The organism is Arthrobacter oryzae, assembly GCF_030812315.1.
Classification (GTDB): domain Bacteria; phylum Actinomycetota; class Actinomycetes; order Actinomycetales; family Micrococcaceae; genus Arthrobacter; species Arthrobacter oryzae_B.
This window is the reverse complement of the sequence record NZ_JAUSSM010000014.1, coordinates 28,459-53,788: the sequence shown is the minus strand read 5'-3', so window position 1 is coordinate 53,788 and position 25,330 is coordinate 28,459. Positions and strand designations below refer to the sequence as shown.

General features: G+C 67.7%; 19 protein-coding genes. 9 read left to right on the top strand and 10 right to left on the bottom strand.

Features of this window, described 5'->3' with window-relative positions; translation table 11 throughout:
• Positions 1–2 precede the first annotated feature (2 nt).
• From J2S97_RS20935 to J2S97_RS20920, 4 genes are all read right to left on the bottom strand, one after another.
• The gene (locus J2S97_RS20935) at positions 3–1,139 is read right to left on the bottom strand and encodes an ABC transporter ATP-binding protein (RefSeq protein WP_373460612.1); all 1,137 of its coding nucleotides are present in this window, start codon (positions 1,137–1,139) and stop codon (positions 3–5) included.
• Positions 1,140–1,189: 50 nt separating this feature from the next.
• On the bottom strand, positions 1,190–2,782 hold the full coding sequence (locus tag J2S97_RS20930; RefSeq protein WP_307051861.1) for an ABC transporter permease: 1,593 nt from the start codon (positions 2,780–2,782) through the stop codon (positions 1,190–1,192).
• A 22-nt stretch (positions 2,783–2,804) separates the two neighbouring features.
• Positions 2,805–3,869, bottom strand: coding sequence for an iron ABC transporter substrate-binding protein (locus J2S97_RS20925; protein WP_307051860.1), 1,065 nt, complete (start codon positions 3,867–3,869; stop codon positions 2,805–2,807).
• A 163-nt stretch (positions 3,870–4,032) separates the two neighbouring features.
• Positions 4,033–5,229: a glycoside hydrolase family 76 protein gene (locus J2S97_RS20920; RefSeq protein WP_307051859.1), complete on the bottom strand. Its 1,197-nt coding sequence runs from the start codon at positions 5,227–5,229 to the stop codon at positions 4,033–4,035.
• A 129-nt stretch (positions 5,230–5,358) separates the two neighbouring features.
• On the opposite strand from J2S97_RS20920, the gene J2S97_RS20915 reads away from it, so the two are divergent.
• Positions 5,359–6,204, top strand: coding sequence for an SDR family NAD(P)-dependent oxidoreductase (locus J2S97_RS20915; protein ID WP_307051858.1), 846 nt, complete (start codon positions 5,359–5,361; stop codon positions 6,202–6,204).
• Positions 6,201–7,469, top strand: coding sequence for an acyl-CoA dehydrogenase family protein (locus tag J2S97_RS20910; protein ID WP_373460608.1), 1,269 nt, complete (start codon positions 6,201–6,203; stop codon positions 7,467–7,469). Before J2S97_RS20915 ends, J2S97_RS20910 begins: the two co-directional genes overlap by 4 nt.
• 115 nt (positions 7,470–7,584) lie before the next feature.
• On the opposite strand, the gene J2S97_RS20905 is transcribed toward J2S97_RS20910, so the two are convergent.
• Entirely contained in the window at positions 7,585–8,421 is an 837-nt protein-coding gene (locus tag J2S97_RS20905; protein WP_307051857.1) for a DUF1684 domain-containing protein, read from the bottom strand.
• A gap of 195 nt (positions 8,422–8,616) precedes the next feature.
• Here J2S97_RS20905 and J2S97_RS20900 point away from each other — a divergent pair, with 195 nt between their 5' ends.
• The 4 genes from J2S97_RS20900 (at position 8,617) to J2S97_RS20885 (ending at position 13,730) form a co-directional block, all read left to right on the top strand.
• Positions 8,617–9,474: an NADPH-dependent F420 reductase gene (locus J2S97_RS20900; protein ID WP_307051856.1), complete on the top strand. Its 858-nt coding sequence runs from the start codon at positions 8,617–8,619 to the stop codon at positions 9,472–9,474.
• Positions 9,440–9,676 (top strand): hypothetical protein, encoded by a 237-nt coding sequence (locus tag J2S97_RS20895; RefSeq protein WP_307051855.1) that lies wholly within the window; start codon positions 9,440–9,442, stop codon positions 9,674–9,676. The genes J2S97_RS20900 and J2S97_RS20895 overlap by 35 nt, the downstream gene beginning before the upstream one ends.
• A 115-nt stretch (positions 9,677–9,791) precedes the next feature.
• A complete protein-coding gene (gene ppc / locus J2S97_RS20890; protein WP_307051854.1) occupies positions 9,792–12,632 on the top strand; it encodes a phosphoenolpyruvate carboxylase in 2,841 nt (946 codons plus the stop codon).
• 792 nt (positions 12,633–13,424) lie between these two features.
• Positions 13,425–13,730 carry a hypothetical protein gene (locus J2S97_RS20885; protein ID WP_307051853.1) on the top strand — a complete coding sequence of 102 codons (306 nt, stop codon included), beginning with the start codon at positions 13,425–13,427 and terminating at the stop codon, positions 13,728–13,730.
• Positions 13,731–13,745: 15 nt separating this feature from the next.
• Here J2S97_RS20885 and J2S97_RS20880 read toward each other — a convergent pair whose 3' ends face one another.
• Both J2S97_RS20880 and J2S97_RS20875 read right to left on the bottom strand, forming a co-directional pair.
• Complete coding sequence (locus tag J2S97_RS20880) at positions 13,746–14,384, bottom strand: DedA family protein (protein WP_307051852.1); 639 nt, start codon at positions 14,382–14,384, stop codon at positions 13,746–13,748.
• Between the two features lie 46 nt (positions 14,385–14,430).
• Complete coding sequence (locus tag J2S97_RS20875) at positions 14,431–15,375, bottom strand: RluA family pseudouridine synthase (RefSeq protein ID WP_307051879.1); 945 nt, start codon at positions 15,373–15,375, stop codon at positions 14,431–14,433.
• A gap of 187 nt (positions 15,376–15,562) precedes the next feature.
• On the opposite strand from J2S97_RS20875, the gene J2S97_RS20870 reads away from it, so the two are divergent.
• Positions 15,563–16,195, top strand: a complete 633-nt coding sequence (locus tag J2S97_RS20870; protein WP_307051851.1) for a winged helix-turn-helix domain-containing protein — start codon at positions 15,563–15,565, stop codon at positions 16,193–16,195.
• Positions 16,188–16,880: an SRPBCC family protein gene (locus J2S97_RS20865; protein WP_307051850.1), complete on the top strand. Its 693-nt coding sequence runs from the start codon at positions 16,188–16,190 to the stop codon at positions 16,878–16,880. Before J2S97_RS20870 ends, J2S97_RS20865 begins: the two co-directional genes overlap by 8 nt.
• A gap of 196 nt (positions 16,881–17,076) precedes the next feature.
• On the opposite strand, the gene yczR is transcribed toward J2S97_RS20865, so the two are convergent.
• On the bottom strand, positions 17,077–18,570 hold the full coding sequence (gene yczR, locus J2S97_RS20860; RefSeq protein ID WP_307051849.1) for a MocR-like transcription factor YczR: 1,494 nt from the start codon (positions 18,568–18,570) through the stop codon (positions 17,077–17,079).
• Positions 18,571–18,631: 61 nt separating this feature from the next.
• Between yczR and yczE the strand changes: the two genes are divergently transcribed.
• On the top strand, positions 18,632–19,297 hold the full coding sequence (gene yczE, locus J2S97_RS20855) for a membrane protein YczE (RefSeq protein ID WP_307051848.1): 666 nt from the start codon (positions 18,632–18,634) through the stop codon (positions 19,295–19,297).
• A 49-nt stretch (positions 19,298–19,346) separates the two neighbouring features.
• On the opposite strand, the gene J2S97_RS20850 is transcribed toward yczE, so the two are convergent.
• Together J2S97_RS20850 and J2S97_RS20845 are read right to left on the bottom strand one after the other, a co-directional pair.
• Positions 19,347–20,186 carry an Fpg/Nei family DNA glycosylase gene (locus J2S97_RS20850; RefSeq protein WP_307051847.1) on the bottom strand — a complete coding sequence of 280 codons (840 nt, stop codon included), beginning with the start codon at positions 20,184–20,186 and terminating at the stop codon, positions 19,347–19,349.
• Positions 20,179–25,233: an Lhr family ATP-dependent helicase gene (locus J2S97_RS20845; protein WP_307051878.1), complete on the bottom strand. Its 5,055-nt coding sequence runs from the start codon at positions 25,231–25,233 to the stop codon at positions 20,179–20,181. Before J2S97_RS20845 ends, J2S97_RS20850 begins: the two co-directional genes overlap by 8 nt.
• Between the last annotated feature and the right edge of the window lie 97 nt (positions 25,234–25,330).

Here is a 25,330-nt window from a genome sequence, read left to right as displayed (position 1 = left end):
CCTCAGGCCTGTCCGTTGCCGTCCATCGGGAAGGCCACGGCCTCGCCCACCACGCGCAGGCAGAGCTCCATGCCGGGCCGCGCGATGGAGGCGTTCCAGTGACGGATGGTGATCACCTCGCCGCCGCCCGGGAAACGGTGGTCCGGAGCGGCCCCGGCTGCCAGTTCCGGCGGCACTGCCAGTTTGAGGCGCACGGTGGTTTCAGGGCCGAAGTAGTCGGTGTCCACCACCACGCCGCGGATGGGGCCGTCCTCGGCGATGCGGATCTGCTCGGGGCGCAGCATGACCTGCACGCGGCCCTGGGCCGGCGGCCTGCGCACCGGAATGCCGCCCAGCGAACACGTCGCCAGCGAGCCCTCCATCCAGGCGTCGAGGATGACGGCGTCGCCCAGGAATTCCGCAGTGGCCCGGTCCGCCGGGCGGGTGTAGACCACAAAGGGGTTGCCGATCTGGGCCAGCCTGCCGCCGCGCATCACGGCCACCTGGTCCGCGAAGGAGAGTGCCTCGGCCTGGTCGTGCGTGACCAGGATGGTGGTCACGCCGGCCTCGTTGAGGACCTTGGCCACCGCGCGGCGGGTTGCAACGCGCAGGCCTGCATCAAGGGCAGAGAACGGCTCGTCGAGCAGCATCAACTCCGGTTCGCGGGCCAGGGCACGGGCCAGGGCCACCCGCTGCTGCTGTCCGCCGGAGAGCTGGTGCGGCCGGCGCTTGGCCATGGACGGATCGAGCGACACCATTTCCAGGAGTTCGCTGACGCGGGCCGCGACCTCGCGGCGTCCGCCGGAGAGGCGGCTGGCACTGAGGCCGAAGGATACGTTCTGACCCACGGTGAGGTGAGGGAACAGGGCGCCGTCCTGGGCAACGTAGCCAACATGGCGTTTATGGGCCGGTACCCAGAAACCGTCGCCGGCCACTGTGGCTCCGCTGAGCGAGATGCTGCCGGCGCCGGGATGCTCGAAGCCGGCGATCAGGCGCAGCAGGGTGGTTTTGCCCGAGCCGGAGGGTCCTACGATCGCAGTTGTCCCGCCCTTCGCCACAGACAACGTGACACCCCTGAGGACCTCCTGCGGTCCGAAGTTCTTGGTGACGGCGTCGATCTCCAGGTGGCTGTTGGTGCTGGGCGCAACGGACGGGGCGATCCGCGGTACCGGAAGCCGTGAAGGGGCATCGCTGGAGGTCTGGGAATCGGTCACTGTCCGGCCACTTTCTTGGACTGCTGGAAGAGAAGGTAGGTCATCGGGGCGGAGATCAGGATCATCAGCAGCGCATACGGAGCCGCCCCGGCGTAGTCGATCTCGCTGCTCTTGCTCCAGAACTCGGTTGCCAAGGTGCGCGTGCCGTTGGGGGAGAGCAGCAGCGTGGCCGTGAGTTCATTGACGATGGCCAGGAACACGAGCGCGGCTCCGCCTGCGGCCGCCGGTGCCGTGAGCCGCAGCGTCACCCGGATGAAGGACACCAGCGGCGGTTTTCCCAGTGCCTGAGCCGCTTCGTCCAGTTCCTTGGGCGCCTGGGCCAGCCCGGCCCGGATGTTCACCAACGCACGCGGCAGGAAAAGGAGCACATAGGCCGCGATGAGCAGCACGGTTGTCTGGTAGAACTCCGGGGCAACCCGGATACTCACTGTCACAAAGGCGAGGCCCACAACGATGCCCGGCATGGAGCTGGTGACGTAGTTGGACAGTTCCAGCGCCTTGCTGAACCAGCTGGGGTGCCGCACGGCCAGGTAGGCCATGGGGAAAGCCACCACGGTGGTGGCCAGGGCTCCGGCCAGGCCGTAGCCCAGGGTCTGCAGCAGCGCGGGGAGGAATTCGTCGGTGGCCCAGATGCCAGGTCCGCCCGCGAATATCCAGCGGAGTACAAATGTCAGCGGCAGTCCGAAAGCCAGGGCGGTGAGGCCCGCGATGAAGAGCTGGGCCGGGACCTGGTAGGCATGGAGGGGAAGGCGCAGGGCCCTGGCCTGGGCGCCCGACCCAATCCGGGCATAGCGGGCGGTGCCGCGGCTTCGGACCTCCGCCACGAGCAGGATCAGGCAGAAGAACACCAGCACGCTGGCCAGCATGTTGCCGGCCGCGCCGTTGAACGTGGACTGGTACTGCACCATGATCGCGGTGGTGAACGTGTCGAAGCGGATCATCGCGAAGGCGCCGTATTCGGCCAGCAGGTGCAGCGCCACCAGGAGGGCGCCGCCGGTCATGGCGATGCGGAGCTGCGGGAGCACCACACGGAAGAAGGTGCGCCACGCCCCCAGGCCCAGGGAGGCGGCGGACTGCTCGATTGCGGGATCAAGTCGTCCAAGTGTGGCCGCGGCCGGAATGTAAACCAGCGGGAAATAGGACAGCGTGGCGATCAGGACGCCGGACCAGAGCCCACCCAGGGACGGTATGGCGGAGACCCAGGCGTAGCTGTTCACGAACGCCGGTATGGCCAGCGGTGCGGCCAGCAGGACGGCCCACCACTTGTGCCCGCGGAGCGTGGTCCGTTCCACCAGCCACGCTCCGCCCACGCCCAGGACGACGCAGAGCGGCACGCTGAGCACCATCAGGAGCAGCGTGTTGAGGAGGAGCTCCCCGACACGCTCGCGGAAGATCAGCCTGACGGCGGTTTCCCACCCCGTGGCGGCCGTCATTACGACGACGTACCCCAGCGGAACCAGGGAAAGCAGGGCAATCAGGACGGCGATGATGGACACTGCCGAAACGCCGAAAGGCGGGCGGGGGCGCTTGCCCCTACCCGCCGTCGTCGTGCTTCCGGAAGTTTCCGGTGCCGCTAGGTCAGTTGCCACTGTGTTTCCATTTGGCACCGAGTTACAGGAGTCCTGCCTTGGTCATCAGTTCGGTGACCTTCTCGGAGTTGAGCTTGGCCGGGTCAACCGTCGGTGCCTGCAGTTCCGTCAGCGGAACGAGCTTCTCGTTGGCCGGAACGTCGGACGCAATGGCGTACTCGAAGGAAGTGCCCTTCTGCAGGACTTCCTGGCCCTTCTTGCCGGTGATGAACTTCAGGAAGGCCTGGGCAGCCCCGGCGTTCTTGGAGGAGTTCAGCACGCCGCCGCCGGAGACGGACACGAACGCGCCCGGGTCCTGGTTTTTGAAGTAGTACGGCGTGACGTTCTTGGAGTTCTCGCCGGTCTTGGCCTGGTCGCCGTAGTAGTAATAGTGGTAGATCAGGGCGGCGTCCACTTCGCCGGCGTTGACGGCCTTCATGGCCGTGCTGTTGCCCTTGTAGGCCGTGAAGTTCTCCTTCATGCCCTTGAGCCATTCCTCGGCAGCGGCTTCGCCCTTGAGCTCAAGCAGCGCGGAGACGATGGCCTGGAAGTCGGCGCCGGACGGTGAGGCCGCCCACTTGCCCTTCCACTCCGGCTTGGCCAGGTCCAGCATGGACTTGGGCAGCTGGTCTTCGCTCAGCTTGGCCTTGTCGTAGACCAGGACCGTGGAGCGGGCGGCAATCCCGGTCCACTTGCCGGTGGAGGGACGGAACTCGGCGGGCACCTGGTCAATGGTGGCCTTGTCCACGTCCGCGAACAGTCCGGCGTTCTCGACCTGCGCCATTGCGGGTGAGTTTTCCGTGAGGAACACGTCGGCGGGGGAGGCCGCGCCTTCCTGGATGATCTGGTTGGACATCTCGGTGTCCGAGCCCTGGCGCAGGGTGACCTTGACGCCGGTCTCTGCGGTGAAAGCGTCAATCCATTCCTTGGTGAGGCTTTCGTGCTGGGCGTTGTAGACCGTGATCTCGCCGGACGGCTTGGCGTCGGCGGTGGCTGAAGCGGAGCCGGTCGCAGCGGGTGCGGAGCTTCCGGAGCCGCAGGCGGCCAGGCCGAGGGCTGCGGTGGCGGCGAGTGCGATACCTGCCAGCGCGTTGGTGCGGATCTTCATTGGGGGCTTCTTTCTGAGGGAAAACCTGATGGACCGTGGTCCGCAGCGAGGGGGATTTGGGGGATGCCCGCTGCCAAAACTGTAGGTTAGCCAAACCTAAGTAACCAAGACTCGGGGCCATTAAGTGACGAGGATCACATCGATTACGGAACTTTTACGTTACTTAATTCGAGTGAGGTTCCCCGTGTGCTGGATCCCCAACCGTGGCGGCGGCCTCCAGCACCATCCAGGCCTGCAGTTGCGTGGAAAGTTCGACGGCGGCACCCGCCGGATACGCCTGGCCCGCCGGCGACTCGGGGAACACCGAAAACACCCACTGCGCGCCATGGCGCGCCAGCGGTTCGGCCCGATCCACGGCGCGGCGGCCCTCCCAGAGCGCCTGCGCCGTTTCGATGACCAGGGCTGCCGCAGTGGCACGCGTGTGCCGGGAAAGCCGTCCGTCCACTGCAGCCAGCGCAAGGTACCGGGCCAGGATCCCGGTGAAGAGCCCGCCGTCGCCCGTTCCGTCGCCGCGGAGCACCGCGGCCGTCCGGCCGGATGCCAGGGTGGCAGAGCGCGTCAGATGGCGGGCCACGGCGTCCACTAGTCCGGCTGCCCGCTCAAGGTTCGGCTGGCCGCCGAGTTCCAGCAGTGCACCAAGGACCGGGCCCTGGTTGTACGTGTAAATGGCGGCTTCCAGCACCACCTCTCCGTTGCTGCCGATCCGCAGCCCGTCCTGGTACATGCCGTGGGCGGGGTCGAACAGCTTGGCACCCAGCCAGTCCACCAGCGCCTGGGCTTTGGCCGTGTTTCCGGTCCGGGCATAGTAGAGCGCCACCGGTGCCGTGGCCGGCGTGTTCTTGAAGTCCCGCTTCGTGCTCCAGAACGTGCCGCCGCCCAGGTCATCCGTGGAGGCCGAATCGAACTGCAGCGTCAGGCTCTTCCGGATCCTTGCGTGCCGGCGACTGCCCGGCTTGCGCGTCGCTTCGGCGAGCTTCTCCAGGCGGAGCGTGGACAGTGCGAGCCAGGCCATGTCGTCGTAGTAGTTGTTGACGACGGTCAGGAAATTGCGCAGCCGGATGCCGGTGACCAGCCGCGAGGCCAGTTGCCCGGCGCTGGGGTGGCTCCCGCCGTCGAACCTGGCTCCCCGTGCGAGTTCGCGGCGGCCGGCGTCCACCAGGCAATCCACGTAGTGGGCCTGCCACCAGTAGTGCCACGGGCGGACCAGGTTCTTCAGCCGGCCGGACGGCCGTTCGATGGCCGCGATATGCGTTCCCGGAAGGAAGAACAGCCGCTGCCCGAACATCCGGGTCACGGACCGGGCGGCCTCGTCGGCGCGGGCGGACCAGTCTGCGGGTGCGGCGACGTCTGGGGAGGTCATGGTGCCAGCCTAGCCGGGTGCCCTGCCGGGAGGGCCGGCTGCTGTCCGAGCGTGCGGTTTGTTCCCATTCCAGTTAACATGCATTAACTAGCGTTACGCCGGAGTTCGGTTCCACATCAAGGAGGATGGATGGACATCAAGGGTACTGTCGCGTTGATTACGGGCGGGGCCTCCGGGCTGGGCGCCGCAACGGCCGGGCGCCTGTTCGACGCCGGGGCCTCGGTGGTGCTGGTGGACCTGCCGTCGTCCCGGGGCGACGCGTATGCTGCCGAGCTGAACGCGCAGCCCGCCGGGGGCGGCGGATCCGCCGCGTCCAACACCGCGTCCACCGAAGCCACCGGATCCGGGAACAAGGCCGTGTTCGTCCCCGCGGACGTGACCAGCGAGGAGCAGGTGCAGGCCGCCGTCAACGCCGCGGTTGCCCTGGGGCCGCTGCGCATTGTGGTGAACTGCGCGGGCATCGCCACGCCGGGCAAGGTCCTGGGCCGCGAGGGCGTACTGCCGCTGGGCACCTTCAACCGCGTCATCCAGATCAACCTCGTGGGCACCTTCAACGTGATCCGGCTCGCCGCTGAGGCCATGGCCGCCACCGAACCTGCAGTGACCGAACTCGGGGGACCGGAGCGCGGCGTCATCATCAACACCGCCTCCGTCGCCGCGTTCGACGGCCAGATCGGCCAGCCCGCCTACGCCGCATCCAAGGGTGCCGTGGCGGCCATGACCCTGCCGATCGCCCGCGAACTGGCCCGTTCCCTGATCCGCGTGGTCACCATCGCGCCGGGCATCTTCGAAACGCCCATGATGGCCGGGTTGCCGCAGGAGGCCCAGGACTCTTTGGGGAATCAGGTCCCGCACCCCTCCCGGCTGGGCCGGCCTGCCGAATACGCCAGCCTGGCCGCGCACATAGTGGACAACGCCATGCTCAACGGCGAGACCATCCGGCTTGACGGCGCCATCCGGATGGGGCCGAAATGATGCCGTACCCGGCCCCCGCCCCGGCCCCTGGGCCGCACGCCCCGGCCCCCGGGCAGCACGCGGCTGCCAGCGAGGTGGATTCACTGCCCACGGCGGATTTTTTCGGATTCGAGTCGCTGCTCAGCGAACGGGAACAGCGGAAGCTTGAGGAGCTTCGGGAATTCCTGTCCGCCGAAATCGCGCCGTTCGCCACCGAGTGGTGGAACAACGCCGAGTTTCCCGCCCACATCCTGCCCAAGCTGGCCGCCCTCGAACTCAGCGCCCCCGCCCAGCGGGGTTACAGCCACCTGTTCGCCGGCCTGGTCATTGCCGAGATGACACGGGTGGACACCTCCATCGCCACCTTCTTCCTGGTGCACCACGACCTCTTCGTGGAGTCGCTGTACGGGTTCGGCTCCGAGGAGCAGAAGGCGCGCCTGCTCGACGACGCCGCAAGCCTCCGCACCACCGGCGCCTTCGCCCTGACCGAACCGGAACACGGTTCCGACGTGGCCGGCGGGATGGAAACGCGGGCACGCCGGGTTTCGCGTTCATCCGGAGCTGCCGACGACGGCGGTGACTACTGGGTCCTCAACGGAGCCAAACGCTGGATCGGCAACGGGACGTTCTGCGACTACATGCTCGTTTGGGCGCGGGACGAAGCTGACGGCGCCATCCGGGGGTTCATCGTGGACGCGGCCCTCCCCGGCGTCAGCCGGAGCCGCATCGAACACAAGATTGCCCTGCGCACGGTGCAGAATGCGGACATCGTTTTCCGGGATGTGCGGGTGGCCGAGGCTGACCGTTTCGCCGGCATCGGGAGCTTCGAGGACACCAACGAACTGCTTCGCGGATCCCGGATCATGGTGGCGTGGCAGGCGGTGGGGCAGCAGCTGGCGGCGTTCGACGTCGCCCGGCAGCACGCCGTCGAACGTCAGCAGTTCGGGCGTCCGCTGGCCAAATTCCAGCTCATCCAGCAGCAGCTGGTCACCATGCTCGGCAACGCTGTGGCGAGCATGGGGATGATGGTCCGGATCGCCCAGCTGCAGCAGGACGGAACGGCGGATATGGCGCAGGTGGCGCTGGCGAAGTCGTACACGAGTGCCCGGATGCGCGAAACCGTGGCGATGGGACGGTCCATCCTGGGCGGCAACGGGATCGTGACGGATTACCGGATGGCCAAGATCTTCGCCGATGCCGAGGCCATCTACACCTATGAAGGCTCGTTCGAGATCAACACCCTTATCGTCGGCCGCGCCGTCACCGGGGTATCCGCGATCGTCTAAGGCGCCGGCGCGAACCTTCCGCTGCGCTGGCTTCCAGCGCGAACCACCAGCGCGAACGGACACTTGAGGCCCCTCAGGGGTGGGCCTCAAGTGTCCGTTCGCGCTTAGTGTGGGCTCAGTCGGCGATCATCGGGTCCTTCTCGCCGGCCTCGATCCGGTAGTCCAGGCTGTTGTTCCTCACGGGCATGGGGCAGGTCCCGTAGGGCGTGAAGGCGCTCGGGTAGTTGATGGCGCGGTTGAAGTCCAGGACCACGGTCGCGTTTCCTGATGGGTCGACGCGGGGACGGGCCGTCGACACCTTCCGCCACTCGTCCGTGGAATCACCGTTGGTTTCGTCGTGGAACGTGACCGTGAGGGCCCCGAGCTTCTCCTCCTCCGCCTGCAGATGGAACTCGTGGTCCTTGCCGGGCAGCCGGAACACCAGTTCGCCCACGGAGCGGTGCACGCCGTCCACCAGCGGGTTCGCGGTTCCGATGGGAACGTCCACCGGCTCCGGATAGGGGCGGAAGCTCGCCTCAACCACCAGGTCGGGGCGGTATTCGAAGGTGGGCACGCCGTCGAACTCCGTGAATACCGGCGACTGCGAATCCCGGGTGCGGATGGCGTACTTGTCCGCCCGCATGGCCAGTTCCACCACCACCTGCTTCCCGTCGTCGCCGCCGAACCGGACCCACATCAGCGACTCCTCGTTCGCCAGCGCAGCCGAGATGGTGCCGTCCACCGCTTCGCCGGTGTCCACCAGCGTCAGCCCGTCCGCCGCCCCGGCGGTGAGGAACGCCGTCGTGCCGTCTGTTGACCAGAGCCCCGGGACGAGGTCGACGCCGGCAGGCTGGCTTTCCAGCCACTGGAACGACGTGAGTGTCAGCCAGCCGTAATCGCCGGCCAGCGCCTTGTTGCGGTTGGTGCGGAAGCGGTACCAGCGGTCCAGCTGGGCGTCAGGGGCAGTGTTCATGGGTCCTCCAGGGCGATGGCTTACGGCCCACCGTACAACCGCATGCCGTCCCGCAACATTCCGCTCAGTTCCGCACCGTGCCTGCTGACTCCGGGGTCCATTGCCGCCCGTCAGCCCAGCTGGTAGCGTCAAACACGTTCCAGGCGAACGCGCGAGACAGAGTTGTCTACCCAGCGGACTACGGAAGTGATCGCCATGAAAATAGCTGTCTTCGGCACCGGAGTTGCTGGCCGAACGGTTGCGGCGGCCCTGGTGAAGCTGGGGCACGAAGTGGTGATCGGGACCCGGGACCCCAAGGCTACGCTTGCCCGGCAGGAACCTGACGCCATGGGAACCCCGCCGTTTGCACAGTGGCGTGCCCAGCACGTCGACGTGGCGCTCGCTGCCTATGCCGAGGCCGCCGCGGCAGCCGAGCTGGTGGTCAACCTGACCAACGGCCTGGGCTCCCTCGACGCGCTGGCGGCGGCGGGCACTCGGAACCTGTCAGGCAAGATCCTGATGGACGTCGCCAATCCGCTCGATCCGTCGCAGGGCTTCCCGCCGTCGCTGAATCCGGTCAACACGGACAGCCTCGGCGAGCAGATCCAGCGTGCCTTCCCGGAAGCCAAGGTGGTGAAGACGCTCAACACGATGAATGCGGGGCTGATGGTCAATCCCGGCCGTGTGGCCGGGGGAGAGCACTCAGTGTTCGTCTCGGGCAATGACGCCGACGCCAAAAACGCCGTGACATCCCTGCTGCGGAGCCTCGGCCACCAGGACATCATTGACCTCGGCGACATCGCCACAGCCCGGACCGGAAATGATGCTGCCGGTCTGGATTCGGCTGTGGGGTGTCCTGGGAACGCCCGACTTCAATTTCAAGATCGTCCGCTGAGACGGCGGCAGGGGCATGGATGCATTGCTCACCGTGTTGGCCTGTCTCGCGCTCATAGCCGGGTTCACGCTGGCAGGCATGTCCGTCCTGAAGCGCGGCGGGAACCCCAAGGGTGCCACGGGGACGCTGGGGAGCGCGCTGGGCATGATCGACCCCGCAACCGGCGCCCCCACCCGTGAGGAGGCGGCGGCCCGGGAAGAACTGAAGCAGCGGCGGCACGAGTCCACCCAGTCCGGCAAGGGCCCCGACCACAACGAGGCGCACACCGGAAAGATCACCATCCGTGCGGCCGGCCGCACGCCCGTTGTGCCCGGAATTCCGGCTGCCGGGCGCACTAAAACAGGGGCCGCAGCGGACGTCAAGCGCACGGACACTATCTGAGACGGATTCCCACGCCGGAACTGGGCCGGGTAATATCCCATAGGAACAAGTAACCCGGCTCACAGTATCCAGCGCAGTGTACGAGCCAAGTCCGAACCCTCGAAAGATAGTTTCCATGGCTGACACTGCAGTAAATCCAGGCACACATCTAGCGGGCGCAGACCTCGCCAGCACCGACCTTGCGTCCGAACTCCGGGCGGATGTCCGGCGCGTCTCCACCCTGCTGGGCGAATCGCTGGTCCGCCAGCACGGCCCCGAACTCCTTGACCTCGTGGAGCAGGTCCGCCTGCTGACCAAGGAATCCAAGGAAGCTGCCCGCGGCGGCGCGGATGCCACCGGCCCCTGGAGCTCACACGACGTGGTGGCCCAGGTCCGCGAACTCCTCGGCTCCCTGCCGATTGACCAGGCCACCGATCTGGTCCGCGCGTTTGCGTTCTACTTCCACCTGGCCAACGCCGCTGAGCAGGTCCACCGGGTCCGCGGGCTGCGGACCCGGCAGGAAAAGGACGGCTGGCTGGCCAAGGCCGTGGAGGAGATTTCCGGCCAGGCCGGGCCGGCCGTGCTTCAGCAAGTGGTCAACGAACTGGATGTCCGCCCCATTTTTACGGCGCACCCCACGGAGGCCTCGCGCCGCTCGGTGCTGGACAAGATCCGCCGGCTTTCTGATGTGCTGGCGGTCTCCACCGAGGAAGGAACCTCGGCCCGCCGCCGCCAGGACCGTCAGCTCGCGGAGGTGATCGACCAGATGTGGCAGACCGATGAGCTTCGCCAGGTCCGCCCCACCCCGGTCGATGAGGCCCGCAACGCCATTTACTACCTCAACAGCATCCTTACCGATGCCATGCCCGAAATGCTGTCGGACCTGTCCGAGCTGCTGGGCGAACACGGCGTCTCGCTGCCGTCGCAGAAGGCCCCCATCCGGTTCGGTTCCTGGATCGGCGGTGACCGCGACGGCAACCCGAACGTCACCGCAGGCGTCACCCGCGAGATCCTGCAGATCCAGAACCAGCATGCCGTCCGCATCAGCATCGTGATGATCGACGAGCTCATCTCCATCCTTTCCAACTCCACGGCGCTGGCCGGGGCGGACCAGGAACTGCTGGACTCGATCGACGCGGACCTTAAGAACCTGCCGGGCCTGGACCGCCGGGTGCTGGAACTCAACGCCCAGGAGCCCTACCGGCTCAAGCTCACGTGCATCAAGGCCAAACTCCTCAACACGGCCAAGCGCGTGGGAGCGGGTTCGTCCCACGAGCCGGGCCGCGACTACACGTCCACGGCCGGGCTCCTCGCCGAGCTTGGCCTGCTGGAGACGTCCCTGCGCAACCACCATGCCGGGCTTGCAGCCGACGGGGCGCTGGCCCGCGTGCGCCGTGCCATCGCCTCCTTCGGCCTGCACCTCGCCACCCTGGACATCCGCGAACACGCCGACCACCACCACGACGCCGTCGGCCAGCTGATGGACCGCCTCGGCGGCCCGGGCGTGCAGTATTCCGAACTCAGCCGCGCCGAGCGCCTTGAGGTGCTGGGTGCTGAGCTGGGCTCCCGCCGTCCGCTGTCCGGCCACCCGATCAAGCTCGACGGCGTCGCTGACGGCACGTACGACGTCTTCCGTGAGATCCGCCGCGCCCTGAAGACCTACGGCCCGGATGTCATCGAGACGTACATCATCTCGATGACCCGCGGTGCCGACGACGTCCTGGCCGCCGCAGTACTGGCCCGCGAGGCTGGCCTCATCAGCCTCTTCGGCGAAGCGCCGTATGCCAAGATCGGCTTCGCACCGCTACTGGAAACGGTGGAGGAGCTGCGGGCGTCCGCCGAGATCGTCGACCAGCTGCTGTCCGATCCGTCCTACCGGGAGCTGGTCCGGCTGCGCGGCGACGTCCAGGAAATCATGCTCGGTTACTCGGACTCCAACAAGGAATCCGGCGTGATGACCAGCCAGTGGGAAATCCACAAGACTCAGCGGAAGCTGCGGGACATCGCGGCCAAGCACGGCGTCCGGGTGCGGCTCTTCCACGGCCGCGGCGGTTCCGTGGGCCGCGGCGGCGGACCCACCTACGATGCCATCATGGCCCAGCCCAACGGTGTCCTCGAAGGCGAAATCAAGTTCACCGAGCAGGGTGAAGTCATCTCGGACAAGTATTCGCTGCCGGAGCTGGCACGCGAAAACCTCGAGCTTTCGCTGGCGGCCGTGATGCAGGGTTCGGCCCTCCACCGCGCCCCGCGCACATCCGAGGACGAGCGCGAGCGCTACGGCCATGTCATGGAGACCATCTCCGACGCCGCCTTCGCCCGGTACCGCTCGCTGATCGATGATCCGGACCTGCCGGCGTACTTCCTGGCATCCACCCCGGTGGAACAGCTTGGATCCCTCAACATTGGCTCGCGTCCGTCCAAGCGCCCGGACTCCGGGGCAGGGCTCGGCGGCCTGCGCGCCATCCCGTGGGTCTTCGGCTGGACCCAGTCGCGGCAGATCGTGCCAGGCTGGTTCGGCGTTGGCTCGGGCCTGAAAGCCGCGCGGGAAGCCGGCAACACGGCACAGCTCGTGGAAATGATGGACCGCTGGCACTTCTTCCGATCCGTGGTGTCCAACGTGGAAATGACGCTGGCCAAGACGGACATGGACATCGCCGGTTACTACGTCTCCACGCTTGTTCCCGAGGAACTGCACCACCTGTTCCGGGCCATTCGGGAGGAATACGATCTCACCGTCGCAGAGATCCAGAACCTGACCGGCGAGCACGTGCTCCTCGATGCGCAGCCGACGCTGAAGCGGTCCCTGGAGATCCGCGACCAGTACCTCGACCCCATCAGCTACCTGCAGGTGGAACTCATGCGCCGCATCCGCGCCGAGGGCGAAGGCGTTTCCAACTCGGAGATCAGCGAGCGCCTCCAGCGGGCCATGCTTATCACCGTCAACGGCGTAGCCGCAGGCCTCCGCAACACGGGATAGCCCGCAAGCCGGGGTGGCCCCCTGGCCGGATAACGCCGCCGGGCCACCTCCAACCACCGACGCTCTCTCACTTCCTGTCGGTATTTCCCAAACGCTCTCTCACCTGTGAGAGAGCGTTTGCGGGCAAAGTCATATGGTCGTTGCAACGCTCTGATTGATGGAGCGTTTCATGGCGGTCTTTCCCTCCGAATACCCGCACAGAGTTCGTTGACACGGTGTGTGGCGGGATGTCGATTGTCGCTGCGTCCCGGCGTGTCGGCGCCACGCACCGGGCCGGGAGGAACTGGTGGGCCCAGTCTGGCGACATGATGAGGGGCAGGATGACGGGAAGGGTATCCGCTGCCTGCGCCCGCATCACTCTGGCGCCTTCCTGTCCGGCCTGAAGCTTTGCGGCCAGCCACACGCCGAGACACCCCGCAACCACCAGGACCCCACCGGCCACGACGGATACCGTTTTCGCGTTCCGGACCACCCGCATAGACGCCGTCCCTTCCGCCTCGGGCAGCACCCCTCAAACTGCTTAGCTGCATCCTAGACCTCTGATGCTCGTGGGAGTTACCACCAACAAGGCTTCCGGCGCCAAGTGAGAGAGCGTTTGGGGTGGGCCGCCCTGTCTGTCGCCGTCGCCCTGGGGATCTGTTCCATTGAACTGACATCGAGGAGCGCTGGGCCGCCCCGGTTCGCGACACGGACACTTCCCCGGGAGGCTAACGCGAACTGGCAGCTCATGCCCCGTGGAAGCGGATTTGAGGTTGTTACCTGCCGGTTCGCGCTGACGCTAGGGTTGTTTTTATGCCTTCGTTCCAGACCAGACTCAAGATCACCGGGCTGAAGCCTGGAAACGCTCCCGAGGCCGTGATGGCTGCCGCCGTCGAGGCGCTTGGAACACGGCACCACGTGGAATCGAACCAGCTCCAGATCGCAGGCGGCGTGCCGGAACTGAACCTCCGTTTCCTCGTGGAGGCAACGGAGTTCACCGGTGAGAACAACCAGGCGCGGGAATCGGCAGCAATGATGCGCGACGCCGTCGAACGCGTTGCGGTGACAGGTACACTTCTGGTGCTCCGCCGCAGCCGCGGCCGCTGGGCTCCCGTCTAGCGCGAACGTGCCGCGTCAGGTCGGTGCGGTATCGGGCCGGATGTCATCGGTTGGCTCGTCCACGAGCGAACGGCTGCCGCGGCGGCGGGTGACAATCATGCCCACCACGCCGCCGATCACCAGCCCGACAGCAACGCCGATCAGCGAACTGGCCCAGAACGGCAGCTTGGTCGCGGAACCCGTGAAGTAGCCGAGTCCGACGAGCCAGGTGGCCCAAAGAACGGCGCCCAGCGCTGCGCAGAAACTGAATGACCGGGTGGTGACATCGGCGATGCCCGCCGCGGCAGACGTCGCGAGCCGGCCTCCCGGAATGAACCGGACACCGATGATGGCGCCGTAGGTGGTGGAACGGCCCGCCTTGGCAATGGCCGTGTGGATTCCGCTGTGGAATTTGCGGCCCCACCGCCACCGGTCCAGGACATGGCTGAGGCGGCGCTTGAACAACTGGAACACCACAACGTCGCCGATCCAGGAGGCGAGGGCGGAAAGCAGGCCCACCAGCAGGAAGTTGGCGCGGCCTTCCGCGGAGAGTGCGCCGCCCGTGATCACCACCATTTCGGAGGGGATGGGCGGGAAAATGGCATCGCCCAGGACGATGGGGATGATCCAGAAATAGATCGCGGCCCCCCAGGTGTCAGCGTTGCCCAGGTCCATGGGCACAAGGTACCTCATTTTCACGCCGAGGGACGGCTTGCCCCTACTAGGCCGGGGCTTCGCTGAGCTGAAGCCTGCTGCGGTATTCCACCGGCTGCTTGGTGATGGGGTCCACAAAACGGATCCCGCGTGCCAGGAGTTGGAGAGGCCGGGTGTAATCGTCCGGCGCCTTGTCCAGCAGATCGGGATAGAAGGCATCGTTCACGATCCCCAGACCAAGCGAGGCCATGTGAACCCTGAGCTGGTGGGTCTTCCCCGAGTGCGGCTCAAGCCGGTACAGACCCCGGCGCGTCGGTTCACTTGCGTGAGTGCCGGCGTCGAACGTCTTCAGCAGTTCAATGCGGGTTTCCGCATTGGGTTCGCCGTCGATGACCTCGGCGAGGAGGTAGCTGCGGGACTTGGTCATGCGGTTCCGCACCACCACGGGGAAGTCGACGGCGGGATATCCCGCTGCTGGTTCCGCGGCGGACACGCACTCGTACTCCTTCTGGACCTGGCGCTTCTCGAAGAGCACCTGATAGTTGCCGCGTGTCTCCGGGTTGGTGGAGAGCAGGAGCAAGCCGGCCGTCATGCGGTCCAGACGGTGCATGGGGATCAGGTCCGGGAGGTTCAGCTGGTTCCGGAGCCGCACCAGGGCCGATTCCTGGATGTAGGTGCCGCCCGGGGTGGTGGGCAGGAAGTGGGGTTTGTCCACCACGAGGATGTGATCGTCCTGGTGCAGGATGCTGAGCTCGACGGGCAGCCGCGTCTCCGGAGGGAGCGTGCGGTAGTACCAGATGAAGGTGTGGTCCTCGAGCCTGGTGCGCCGGTCGAGGGGAACGCCGCCCTCGCCCACGATCTCGCCGGCGTCGAAACGGTCCTCGATGCCCTGCGGGTCGATGTGGCCCCAGCGATGCATCATGTAGTCCATGGCGGTGTCCCAGGGCCCCTCATTGGGGAGGCGCAGGCGGGTCGCGTTCACGCCGTCGCGTACGGGGAGGGGGGATTGCATCACCGGTCCATTCTACTTTGCGGCCTGCTCCTGCCGTTTCGGTGGTGCGAACGGCCCGACGCCCAGTTCGCCGGAACCGTGCCAGTTCGCCGGAACCTTCCGGCGATCCGGTACCATTCCCGCGAACTCACCACCGACGGTAAAAAAGTTCTTGACAAATAAAATTGTCGGTGGCGATACTTGAGCCATGTTGGACATCGAAGTGATTGAGGACCCGGCGGCGGCCGAAGCCTCGCTGGACCCGATCCGGACCCGCATCCTCCAGGAGCTTGCGGAGCCCGGCTCGGCCACGCAGCTCGCCGCGAAGGTGGGGCTGCCGCGGCAGAAGGTGAACTACCACCTCAAAGCTCTGGAGCGGCACGGCCTGGTGGAGCTTGTTGAGGAGCGCCGGAAGGGCAACGTCACGGAGCGCGTCCTGCAGGCCACCGCGGCGTCCTACCTCATTTCGCCCGTGGCGCTGGCCTCCGTGGCGCCCGATCCGCACCGTTTTGCAGACCGGTTCTCCGCCTTCTGGCTGCTGGCGCTCGCCGGGCGCATGGTCCAGGAAGTGGGGAAGCTCATCGCCGGCGCGGCCGCCGCGCGGCAGAAACTCGCAACGTTCGCGATCGACGGCGAAATCACCTTCCGCACGGCCGCTGACCGTGCCGCCTTTGCCGAGGAGCTCGGCGTTGCGGTCACCCGGCTGGTGGACAAGTATCACGACGACGACGGCGGGGCGGGCGGGCGGAAGCACCGCCTGGTCGTCGCGCTTCATCCGGCACTCAAGCAACCCAAAACCACCCCGACCGGGGAAAAGGAACAGGAGCAGGACAATGACTGACAACCGTGAATTTGAGATTGTTTACGACACCGAGCTGCCCGGCACTCCGGAGCGTGTCTGGGAGGCCGTTACCAAGGGCACGCCCGGCTGGATGTTCCCGACCGACCAATGGCCGGACGTGAAGACCGTTGAGGAGTACCCTCAGCACCTGGTGTCGCGCATGGACGGGCCGGATGGCTGGTTCAACCAGCTGGAGCACGTGTTGGAACCGCTCGACGGCGGCCGCGCCAAGCTCGATTACGTGCACAGCGGCATCTTCGCGGACAACTGGGACCAGCAGTACGACGGCGCGAGCAAGCACACGGAGTTCTACCTCCACACGCTGGGCCAGTACCTGAAGTACTTCGACGGCCAGCCCGTGGTGTTCACGGACGTCCAGGGCCCCGAAGCCTCGCAGACACCGGAAGGCTTTGTGCGGCTGAAGAAGGCCCTCGGCGTGGAGGCTGCGTCGCAGGGGGACACGTTCGACGTGGAGGTCGACGGCGTCGGGCGGCTCAAGGGGCAGGTGGACTTCTCCAACGAGAACTTCCTGGGCCTGCGGACCGCGGACACCATGTACCGGTTCTTTGGCCGCAACGTTTTCGGTGCACCGGTGGGCATGACCGTCCACGATTTCAGCGGCAGCGGAGATTCGGAGTCCACGGCCAAGGCCTGGGGCGACTACCTCGGGAAGGTCTACGCGTAGCGCCCTTCGGGCTTCCAGGGGCCGGCCTCGGACCTGCCCTGCTCAGCGACGCGCAGATTGCCTGTCGACGCGCAAAATGCCTGGCGCTACAGGAATACCGTGCGCGCCAGGCACTTTGCGCGTCATAAGACGGGTGCCGCGTCGCCGGAGCCCGGCTGCCGCCCCGCGTCGGGGGACCGTCGGGGGACCCTCCGGGTCAGGCGATGGCGACGGCGGGCGTGTGCCGGAGGCTGCGCCGCAGCTGGGGTGCGGCGTCGAGCTTTTCCCTGGCAGAGCGAAGGGCCAGCACCGCGGTCTCCAGCTGCGAAGGCGGAAGCGTGAAGGGAACGCGGAGGTAGTGTTCGAAGGCTCCGCCCACGCCGAACCTAGGGCCTGCCGCCAGCCTGACCCCGACGTCGGGGCCGATGACCGTCAGCGCGGTGCTGATCGGCGCAGGGAGCCGGCACCACACGCTCAGCCCGCCGTCGGGCCGCTCAGGTTGCCAGTCGGGGAGGATTCCGGTGAGCAGCTCAAGCAGCGCGGCCCGGTTCTCGCGGAGGGCCGCCAGCCGGGCCGGAAGCGGTTCGGCGAACGACCGGACCAGATGTGCGGCAGCCAGCTGTTCCACCACGGGTCCGCCCAGGTCCATGGTGGTCCGGGCGGCGGCGAAGCGCTGGATCAGGGACCTGCCCGCACGGATCCAGCCGGTGCGCAGCCCGGCCCAGTGTGACTTGCTCAGGGATCCAATGGTGACCACGGCCGGGCTGAAGGCCGCCACCGGGGCCGTCTCGACGCCGTCGAGGTTCAGTTCGCGCAGTGTCTCGTCCACCACCAGCACCGTTCCAGCTGCGGCAGCTGCCTGGACAAGCCCGCGGCGCTGGGGATCGGACATCATCCGGCCGGTGGGGTTGTGGAAATCCGGCACCACGTAGGCCATCTTGGGGCGCTGCTGCATCATGGCGGCTTCCATGCCGTCCACGTCCCAGCCGTGCCCGTGGGGGAGGGCAACCGGCACCGGCCGGCAGCCGCTGGCGCGGATGGCATCCAGGGCGTGCGGGTAGGTGGGGTGGTCCACGAGCACTTTGTCCTGCCGGCCGGCCAGGGTGCGGAGCACGATGTTCAGGGCATGCTGCGCGCCCGACGTCACCAGGATCTGGTCGGCCGTGGTGGGAACCCCGGCGTCGGAATACCGCGCAGCGATTGCCTCACGGAGCGGGGCAATGCCAATGGCGTCGTAGCCAAATCCGGGAAGCAACGCCGGGAGCTCCGTCAGTGCGGCGGCGAAGGCGCGGTGCACCACTTCGCCGCTGGCCGGCAGGGACGCGTAGGCGAGGTCGAGGAGGCCGGGTGGTGGCGCCAGTCCCGGCGCGCCGGCCAGGGCGGTCGGGCTGATCAGGTCGGTGGCGCCGCCGGGGCCGTTGACCCCCGGCGGCATGCGCCGCGGAATGCAGGTCCGGCCACGGCTGCCCTGGCGACTGCTGAGGAACCCCTGCTCGCGCAGGCTTGAGTAGGCGGCGGTCACCGTGGTCCGGCTGACCCCCAGGGTTTCGGCCAGTGCCCGCTCGCTGGGCAGCGCCATGTCCAGCGGGACACGGCCGTCCAGGACCAGGAGGCGTACGACGTCGGCCAGCTCGCGGTAGGCGGGGGCCGCGCCGCGGTTCCACCCGCCGAGGAGCCGTGCCAGTGCAGTGGGGTTAAGGGAGCCGGACATGTAGCCAGTATCTCAAACTGGATATGGATTACAAGGCCAGTTTTGACGGAGGATGGATTTCATGATGACCCGCAGACTCCTTCAACTGTTCACCGGCCTGGCCATGTACGGCATTTCGCTGGCCATGTTCATCCGTGCCGGACTCGGCCTTGACCCGTGGGACGTTTTCCACCAGGGCGTTGCCGGGAAGACCGGACTGTCCATCGGAGCGGTGGTTGTCATTGTCAGCTTCCTCGTCCTGCTCCTGTGGATTCCGCTGCGGCAGTGGCCAGGATTCGGCACCTTGTGCAACGCCATTCTGGTGGGTGTATTCGCGGATGTCGGGCTGGCCCTGATCCCGGAGTTCTCGCACCTGGGCGGCCAGATCGGCATGCTGGCGGGGGCCGTGCTGCTGAACGGGATCGCGTCGGCCTGCTACATCGGAGCCCGGTTCGGCCCCGGTGCCCGCGACGGACTGATGACCGGGCTGGCCCGGCGAACCGGCTGGTCGGTCCGGACGTCGCGGACCGGAATCGAGATCGTGGTCCTGGGCACGGGCTGGCTGCTGGGCGGATCCGTGGGCGTTGGCACGGTGGTTTATGCCCTGGCGATCGGCCCGCTGGTGCAGTTGCTGCTGCCGCGGTTCACCGTGCCGGAAACCCGAAAGGTCGCTGCCGGTAAGGGTGGCGACCAGGCCGGCGGACCCGGAGTAGGGGAGCCGTCCGAGGCCGCGGTGTCGGCTGCCTGAGTGAGGCCCCGGCGCCCGCCTGAAGGCAGGGCGCCGGTTCCCGTCCGAATTAGGCGTTCGTTCCCGGCGGGGGCTGGCATTTCGGGCAGAAGTAGATGTCCCGCTCCTCCGTGCCCGTCTCCCTGGCGAGGACCCCGCGGCGGATGGGCGTGCCGCACTTCAGGCACGGCTGGTGCTCACGGCGGTATACCCAGTATCCAGGCCTACCGGCTTGCCGGCCCACGGGCGTTCCCCGGGCGTTGAGCACGGTGGTCCGCCTGCCCGGCCCCAGGTTGGCCTCCAACAACTGCTTGGCATCGGCCATGATGGCGGGAAGGTCCGTCACCTCGGAGACAGGTGCAGCGGGATGGATGCCGGAAAGGAAGCACGCCTCGCAGCGGTAGATATTGCCGATGCCGGCCAGGTTGCGCTGGTCCAACAGGGCCACGCCAATGGGAACCTCGGGCGCGGCAAGCAGCCGGCGTTCCGCCTCCGCCATGTCCCAGTCCGGCCCCAGGAGGTCCGGCCCGAGGTGGCCCACGACGGAGTCTTCGTCAGCAGTGCGGACCACTTCCAGGGTGCCCAGGGAAAACCCGACGGCGTCCGCGGTGGCGGTGCGCAGCACGCACCGTGCCGTGAACCCCGGTTTCCTCCAGCGGCCGCCCGGCGGGTACACCTGCCAGGTGCCCTCCATCTTCAGGTGGGAGTGGATGGTCAGCTGTTCCTCCGCCGGGCCCTGAAGCCGCATCAGGAGATGTTTGCCGCGCGGAACCACTTCGTTTACGGTCCAGCCGTCCAGCTTGAGCGTGGCAAATCTGGGCACCCGGAAGTCGGATGCTGTGAGCTGCTGTCCGGCCAGGGCCGCGTGAAGTTGCGCCGCCGCCCGCCAGACGGAATCCCCTTCAGGCACGGATCCTCAATCCCTTCGGAGTGGAATATGCGCCGGCGTGGGTCAGGGCGGCGGCTGCAGGCGTATCCAGGATGCCGTGGCCGTTGACTTTCTCCATAATGAGCTTGTCCACTGCGCCGCGCTTTACGACTCCCACCAAAGCCGCGGCGGCGGCGGCGAGGATTTCCGGCTCCTCGTCAAAGGCGAGCAGCGTCTTGCCGCCGCGCTCCACGTAGAGGACCAGGGAGCCGTCGACCATCACCACAAGGGCTCCCGCCTTCCGTCCCGGGCGGTGGCCGCTGCCCGCCTCGACGTTGAGCGCAGGCCAGGCGAGCGCCGCGCCGTACGGGTTGGCGGGGTCCGTCGCCGCGAGAGCCAGGGCCCGCGGTTCCGGTTTCGCCAGCTGGGTGTCCTCCGTGTAGGACCGCAGCCGGTCCACCGTGGCTGGCACGGCAAACTGGGCGGCGCCAAGGTGCTCGATGAAATAGCCCCGGCGGCAGCGTCCTGCTTCCTCCAGCCGGGCGAGGACCTTGTACATCAGCCCGAACCCGCCCAGGATGTTCTCCGCCATGACCGATCCGCGGGTGACGACGCCGTACCTGTCCAGCAGCAGCTCCGCCGTGGCGCGGGCGTGGATGGTCGGGTCCAGTTCCGGCGGCGGCAGGGCGGACCACCGGCCGGCGGCCAGCGGCGGGGTGGGAGCGGCGCCCGTGACCGAGCCGTAGCGCCCTCCGGTCAGCCCGGGAGATCCCAGCAGGCCTGTGCCGTGGGCGCGTCCCAGCCGGCTCATCCTGGGTGCGCGCGCCCGCGGCGCCCGGGCAACCTGCCGGTGGGCTGTGTGGCCGCCGGCGATCATGGCCCTGACGGGGGCAAACGTATCGCCGGTGATACGGCCCGCCCACGCCAGGTCCCAGAGGGCTGTAACAACGTCCTGGTCACTCAGCACGGCGTCCATGCCGCCGGCGATGTCCGTCAGTTGGCGGAAGAAGTAGCCGCCGCCATTGTTCTGCAGGTGGTCCAGAAGGCGCTGCTGGGCGTCCCCGGGCTCGTAGTCAGCCGCGGGGTTCAGCGTGAGTTCGGCCGAGTCCGCTAGGTGCAGGCTCACCCAGCCGTCGTTGCCGGGAAGCGCGCCGGCGCCGGACCAGAGAACCTCGCCTGCAGCCATCAGCTCGTCCAGCATGGCAGGCTGATAGTCGGCCACCCGGCTGGCGAGGACGAGTGGTTCCCATGCAGAGGCGGGAACCGGCACCCCGGAGAGCTGGTCGACGGCCGTGATGATGCCGTCCAGCCCGCGCAGGACTGACTGGCCCCGGCCGCGGCCCGGGATCCGGACGTTTTGCCACGCCGGAAGGAACCGGCCGTACGCGGCCGTATCCACCGGCTCCACTTCGGCACGCAGAGCCGCCAGGGATCGGCGGCGCAATTTGCGCAGCACCTCGGCGTCGCACCATTCGCTGGTGCTGGCCAGGGTCACGACAGCGGCTGCAGGCTGTGGATGGGCTTCGGCGGCCCCTGATTCAGGGGTTTCTCCGGCGGCCGCCTGTTCGGCCGCCTGTTCGGCCGGCGCGGAATGCGGCCGGAACTCGCCTTCCACCACACGGCCATCCGCGGCGAGCCGCTTGAGCGCGGTGCCGACGACGGCGACGCCAAGTCCCAGCCGTGCAGCGGCTTCCGCTGCCGTGAAGGGGCCGTGGGTGCGGGCGTAGCGGGAGACGAGGTCGCCGAGCGGATCGGCCACAGGTTCGATGAACGCCAGCGGCACCCCCATGGGCAGCGGCGCTCCGATGGCGTCCCGCAGTCGGGCGGCATCCTCCACGGCGGCGAAGCGCTCGGCACCGCCGATGTTCACCCGGAGGGCGCGGTTGGCCCGCTGCAGGGCGGTGAGGTGGGTGACGGCGTCGGCGAGCGGGGAAGGCTCAATCACGGCGTCGGGAGCGACCCCAGGAGCGTGCTCCTCGGGAGCCTGTTCCAGGGCCAGGCTTTCGGCAGGCTCAACCGCCTGGGCGGCGGGTTCCAGCCGTGCGGCCACTTCTTCAGGGGCCAGCGGACCGAGCAGGCGCAGCAGGTCCGCGACGCCCTCCATACCGCGTACCCGGCGGTCCGGGGCCAGCCGCTGCAGCTCCCGTTCGGTGGCCTCGATGACCTTGGCGTCGAGCAGTTCGCGCAGCTCCACCCGGCCCAGGAGCTCATTCAGCAGGGTTGAATCGAGGGCCAGCGCTGCGGCACGGCGCTCCGCGAGGGGGGAGTCGCCCTCGTAGAGGAACTGCGCAACGTAGCCGAACAGCAGGGACTTCGCGAACGGGGAGGGTTGCTGCGTGGTGGTCTCCAGGATCCGCAGTTCGCGCCGCTCAATGGATGCTGCGATGTCCTTCAATGCCGGGAGGTCGTAGACGTCCTGCAGGCATTCGCGGACGGTTTCCAGCACGATGGGGAACGTCGGATACTTCCGGGCAACATCCAGCAGCTGCGCGGACCGTTGGCGCTGCTGCCACAGGGGCTGCCGCTTGCCAGGGTTCTGCCGGGGCAGCAGGAGCGCACGGGCGGCGCACTCACGGAAGCGCGAGGCGAAGAGGGCGCTGCCGCCCACTTCGGCTGTGACGATCTGTTCCAGTTCCTCGGGTTCGAAGAGGAACAGCTCGGCTCCCGGCGGTTCGTCCTCCATCATGGGCACGCGCAGCACAATGCCGTCGTCCGCTGCCATCGCGGAACCGTCCATTCCGTAGCGCTGCTGCAGGCGCTGGCCCACGGCGAGGGCCCAGGGCGCGTGCACGGGCATGCCGAAGGGGCTGTGCAGGACCACCCGCCAATCGCCCAGTTCGTCATGGAACCGCTCCACCACCAAAGTCGTGTCGCTGGGGACCACTTCGGTGGCCAGCTTCTGTTCGGCCAGGTACTGGATGAGGTTGTTCGCGGCAAAATCATCAAGCCCGCTGGCCTTGCACCGCTCCGTGGCAGGGCCGACGTCCGACGCGGACAGCTCACGCACAAAGGCGCCCAGCGCGCGGCCCAGGTCCACCGGCCGGCCGAGCGAATCACCCTTCCAGAAGGGGAGCTTGCCCGGCTGGCCGAAGGCGGGGGACACCAGGACGCGGTCGTGCGTGATGTCCTCGATCTTCCAGCTGGTGGCGCCGAGGGCGAAGATGTCGCCCACCCGGGACTCGTAGACCATTTCCTCGTCGAGTTCGCCCACGCGCCGCCCGCCTTTGGCGGCGGAGGACCCGGGACTGGCCGCCTTGCCCTCAGCGGAAGGCGAAGCCGAGCCTTCCACCTCGGTGCCGATGATGTAGACGCCGAAGAGCCCGCGGTCCGGAATGGTGCCGCCGGAGGTCACTGCCAGCCGCTGCGCTCCGGGGCGGCCCTCGATGGTGCCGGCATTCCGGTCCCAGATGATCCGGGGCCGGAGCTCGGCGAATTCGTCGGACGGGTAGCGGCCGGCCAACAGGTCCAGGGTGGCCTCGAAGGCGGACCGGGGGAGGGACGCGAACGGGGCGGAGCGCCGGACCGTGGAGAACCATTCCTCCACGTCGATGGATCCCAGGGCCGTGGCGGCCACCGTCTGCTGCGCCAGGATGTCCAGCGGGTTGGCGGGAACACTGAGCCGCTCGATCTTGCCGCCGAGCATCCGTTCCACGGTGATGGCGGTATGCACGAGGTCGGCACGGTGCTTGGGGAACAAGACGCCCTGGGACACTTCGCCCACCTGGTGGCCGGCGCGGCCCACCCGCTGCAGGCCGCTGGCCACGGACGGCGGCGACTCCACCTGGACCACCAGGTCCACCGCGCCCATGTCAATACCAAGCTCCAGGGAGGACGTGGCGACAACGCAGCGCAGCCGGCCCGACTTCAGGTCGTCCTCGATCAGTGCCCGCTGGTCCTTCGAAACGGAACCGTGGTGCGCCCTCGCCAGCACGGGATCGGCACCTGAGGTACTGCCAGCCTGCGCCATCATGTGGGCCGGGGTCGCCGTCGACGCCGGCGTCACGGCGCCCGCAGATGGCACCGCTGACGGCACGTCAGCCTGCATTGCAGAAGGCGCGGATTCGAAGTCCGGCGCCCCAGCGCCGAACTCGCCCCAGCCGCCGCCGGCCCCCACCAGCTCGCGTTCGGCATGGATCTCATTGAGCCGGGCCGTCAGGCGTTCGGCAAGGCGGCGCGAATTCGCGAACACAATGGTGGACTGGTTGGCCAGCACCAGGTCTACGATCTTTTCCTCCACATGCGGCCAGATGGACGCCTGCGGCTGCAGTCCTGAGGCCGGGCCGGAGTCGAAGGCACCGGCGGCCCCCTGCAGATCGGACATGTCCTCCACAGGAACCGACACCGTCAGGTCCCAGTTCTTCTTCGACGGCGGCGCCACGATTTCCACCGGGGCGGAACCGGCCAGGAACTGGGCCACGAGTTCGCGGGGCTCCACCGTGGCCGAGAGGCCGATCCGTTGCGCCGGTTTGGGCAGCAGCGCATCAAGCCGTTCCAGCGACACCGCCAGGTGCGCGCCGCGCTTGGTGCCTGCGACGGCATGGACCTCGTCCACGATGATGGTGTCCACCTCGGCCAGGGTTTCCCGGGCCCGGGAGGTGAGCATCAGGAAGAGGGACTCCGGAGTGGTGATGAGGATGTCCGGCGGGTGGCTTAGCAGCGCGCGGCGGTCCGCCGTCGTCGTATCCCCCGATCGGACGCCGACGGTGATCAGCGGCGCGGGAAGGCCCAGCCGTTTTGCTGTCTGCGTGATGCCGATCAGCGGCGCGCGGAGGTTGCGTTCGACGTCGACGCCGAGCGCCTTAAGCGGCGAGATGTAGAGGACGCGGGTCATCCGCTTGGGTGCCTTCGGTTTCCTGCCTTTGGCAGACGGGTCCAGGCCGGGCAGCGCTTCAGGCTCGGCGGGAGCGGCCGCCTGGAGGCGGTCGAGCGCCCAGAGGAAGGCAGCGAGGGTTTTGCCGGAGCCCGTGGGGGCGACCACCAGCGCGTGGGAACCGGACGAGATGGCGTTCCAGGCACCGTTCTGCGCGGGAGTGGGCGCGGAAAAAGCGCCAAGGAACCACTCCCTGGTGGACTGGCTGAACCTGTCCATGGCCCGCCCGGAAGAACTCCCGCCGGCCGGCGTTCCTGATGGTGTGACGCCCGGTTGTTTTTCGCCTGACGGCCCGCCGGCGACATCCTTCCCCTGC

Coding starts and splice junctions, on each gene's coding strand:
- J2S97_RS20865 (WP_307051850.1), top strand. CDS start 16,188: ATGACTGACAACCGTGAATTTGAGATTGTTTACGACACCGAGCTGCCC.
- yczE (WP_307051848.1), top strand. CDS start 18,632: ATGATGACCCGCAGACTCCTTCAACTGTTCACCGGCCTGGCCATGTAC.
- J2S97_RS20875 (WP_307051879.1), bottom strand. CDS start 15,375: ATGCAATCCCCCCTCCCCGTACGCGACGGCGTGAACGCGACCCGCCTG.
- ppc (WP_307051854.1), top strand. CDS start 9,792: ATGGCTGACACTGCAGTAAATCCAGGCACACATCTAGCGGGCGCAGAC.
- J2S97_RS20910 (WP_373460608.1), top strand. CDS start 6,201: ATGATGCCGTACCCGGCCCCCGCCCCGGCCCCTGGGCCGCACGCCCCG.
- J2S97_RS20915 (WP_307051858.1), top strand. CDS start 5,359: ATGGACATCAAGGGTACTGTCGCGTTGATTACGGGCGGGGCCTCCGGG.
- J2S97_RS20885 (WP_307051853.1), top strand. CDS start 13,425: ATGCCTTCGTTCCAGACCAGACTCAAGATCACCGGGCTGAAGCCTGGA.
- yczR (WP_307051849.1), bottom strand. CDS start 18,570: ATGTCCGGCTCCCTTAACCCCACTGCACTGGCACGGCTCCTCGGCGGG.
- J2S97_RS20925 (WP_307051860.1), bottom strand. CDS start 3,869: ATGAAGATCCGCACCAACGCGCTGGCAGGTATCGCACTCGCCGCCACC.
- J2S97_RS20905 (WP_307051857.1), bottom strand. CDS start 8,421: ATGAACACTGCCCCTGACGCCCAGCTGGACCGCTGGTACCGCTTCCGC.
- J2S97_RS20895 (WP_307051855.1), top strand. CDS start 9,440: ATGATCGACCCCGCAACCGGCGCCCCCACCCGTGAGGAGGCGGCGGCC.
- J2S97_RS20920 (WP_307051859.1), bottom strand. CDS start 5,229: ATGACCTCCCCAGACGTCGCCGCACCCGCAGACTGGTCCGCCCGCGCC.
- J2S97_RS20845 (WP_307051878.1), bottom strand. CDS start 25,233: ATGGACAGGTTCAGCCAGTCCACCAGGGAGTGGTTCCTTGGCGCTTTT.
- J2S97_RS20900 (WP_307051856.1), top strand. CDS start 8,617: ATGAAAATAGCTGTCTTCGGCACCGGAGTTGCTGGCCGAACGGTTGCG.
- J2S97_RS20870 (WP_307051851.1), top strand. CDS start 15,563: ATGTTGGACATCGAAGTGATTGAGGACCCGGCGGCGGCCGAAGCCTCG.
- J2S97_RS20880 (WP_307051852.1), bottom strand. CDS start 14,384: ATGGACCTGGGCAACGCTGACACCTGGGGGGCCGCGATCTATTTCTGG.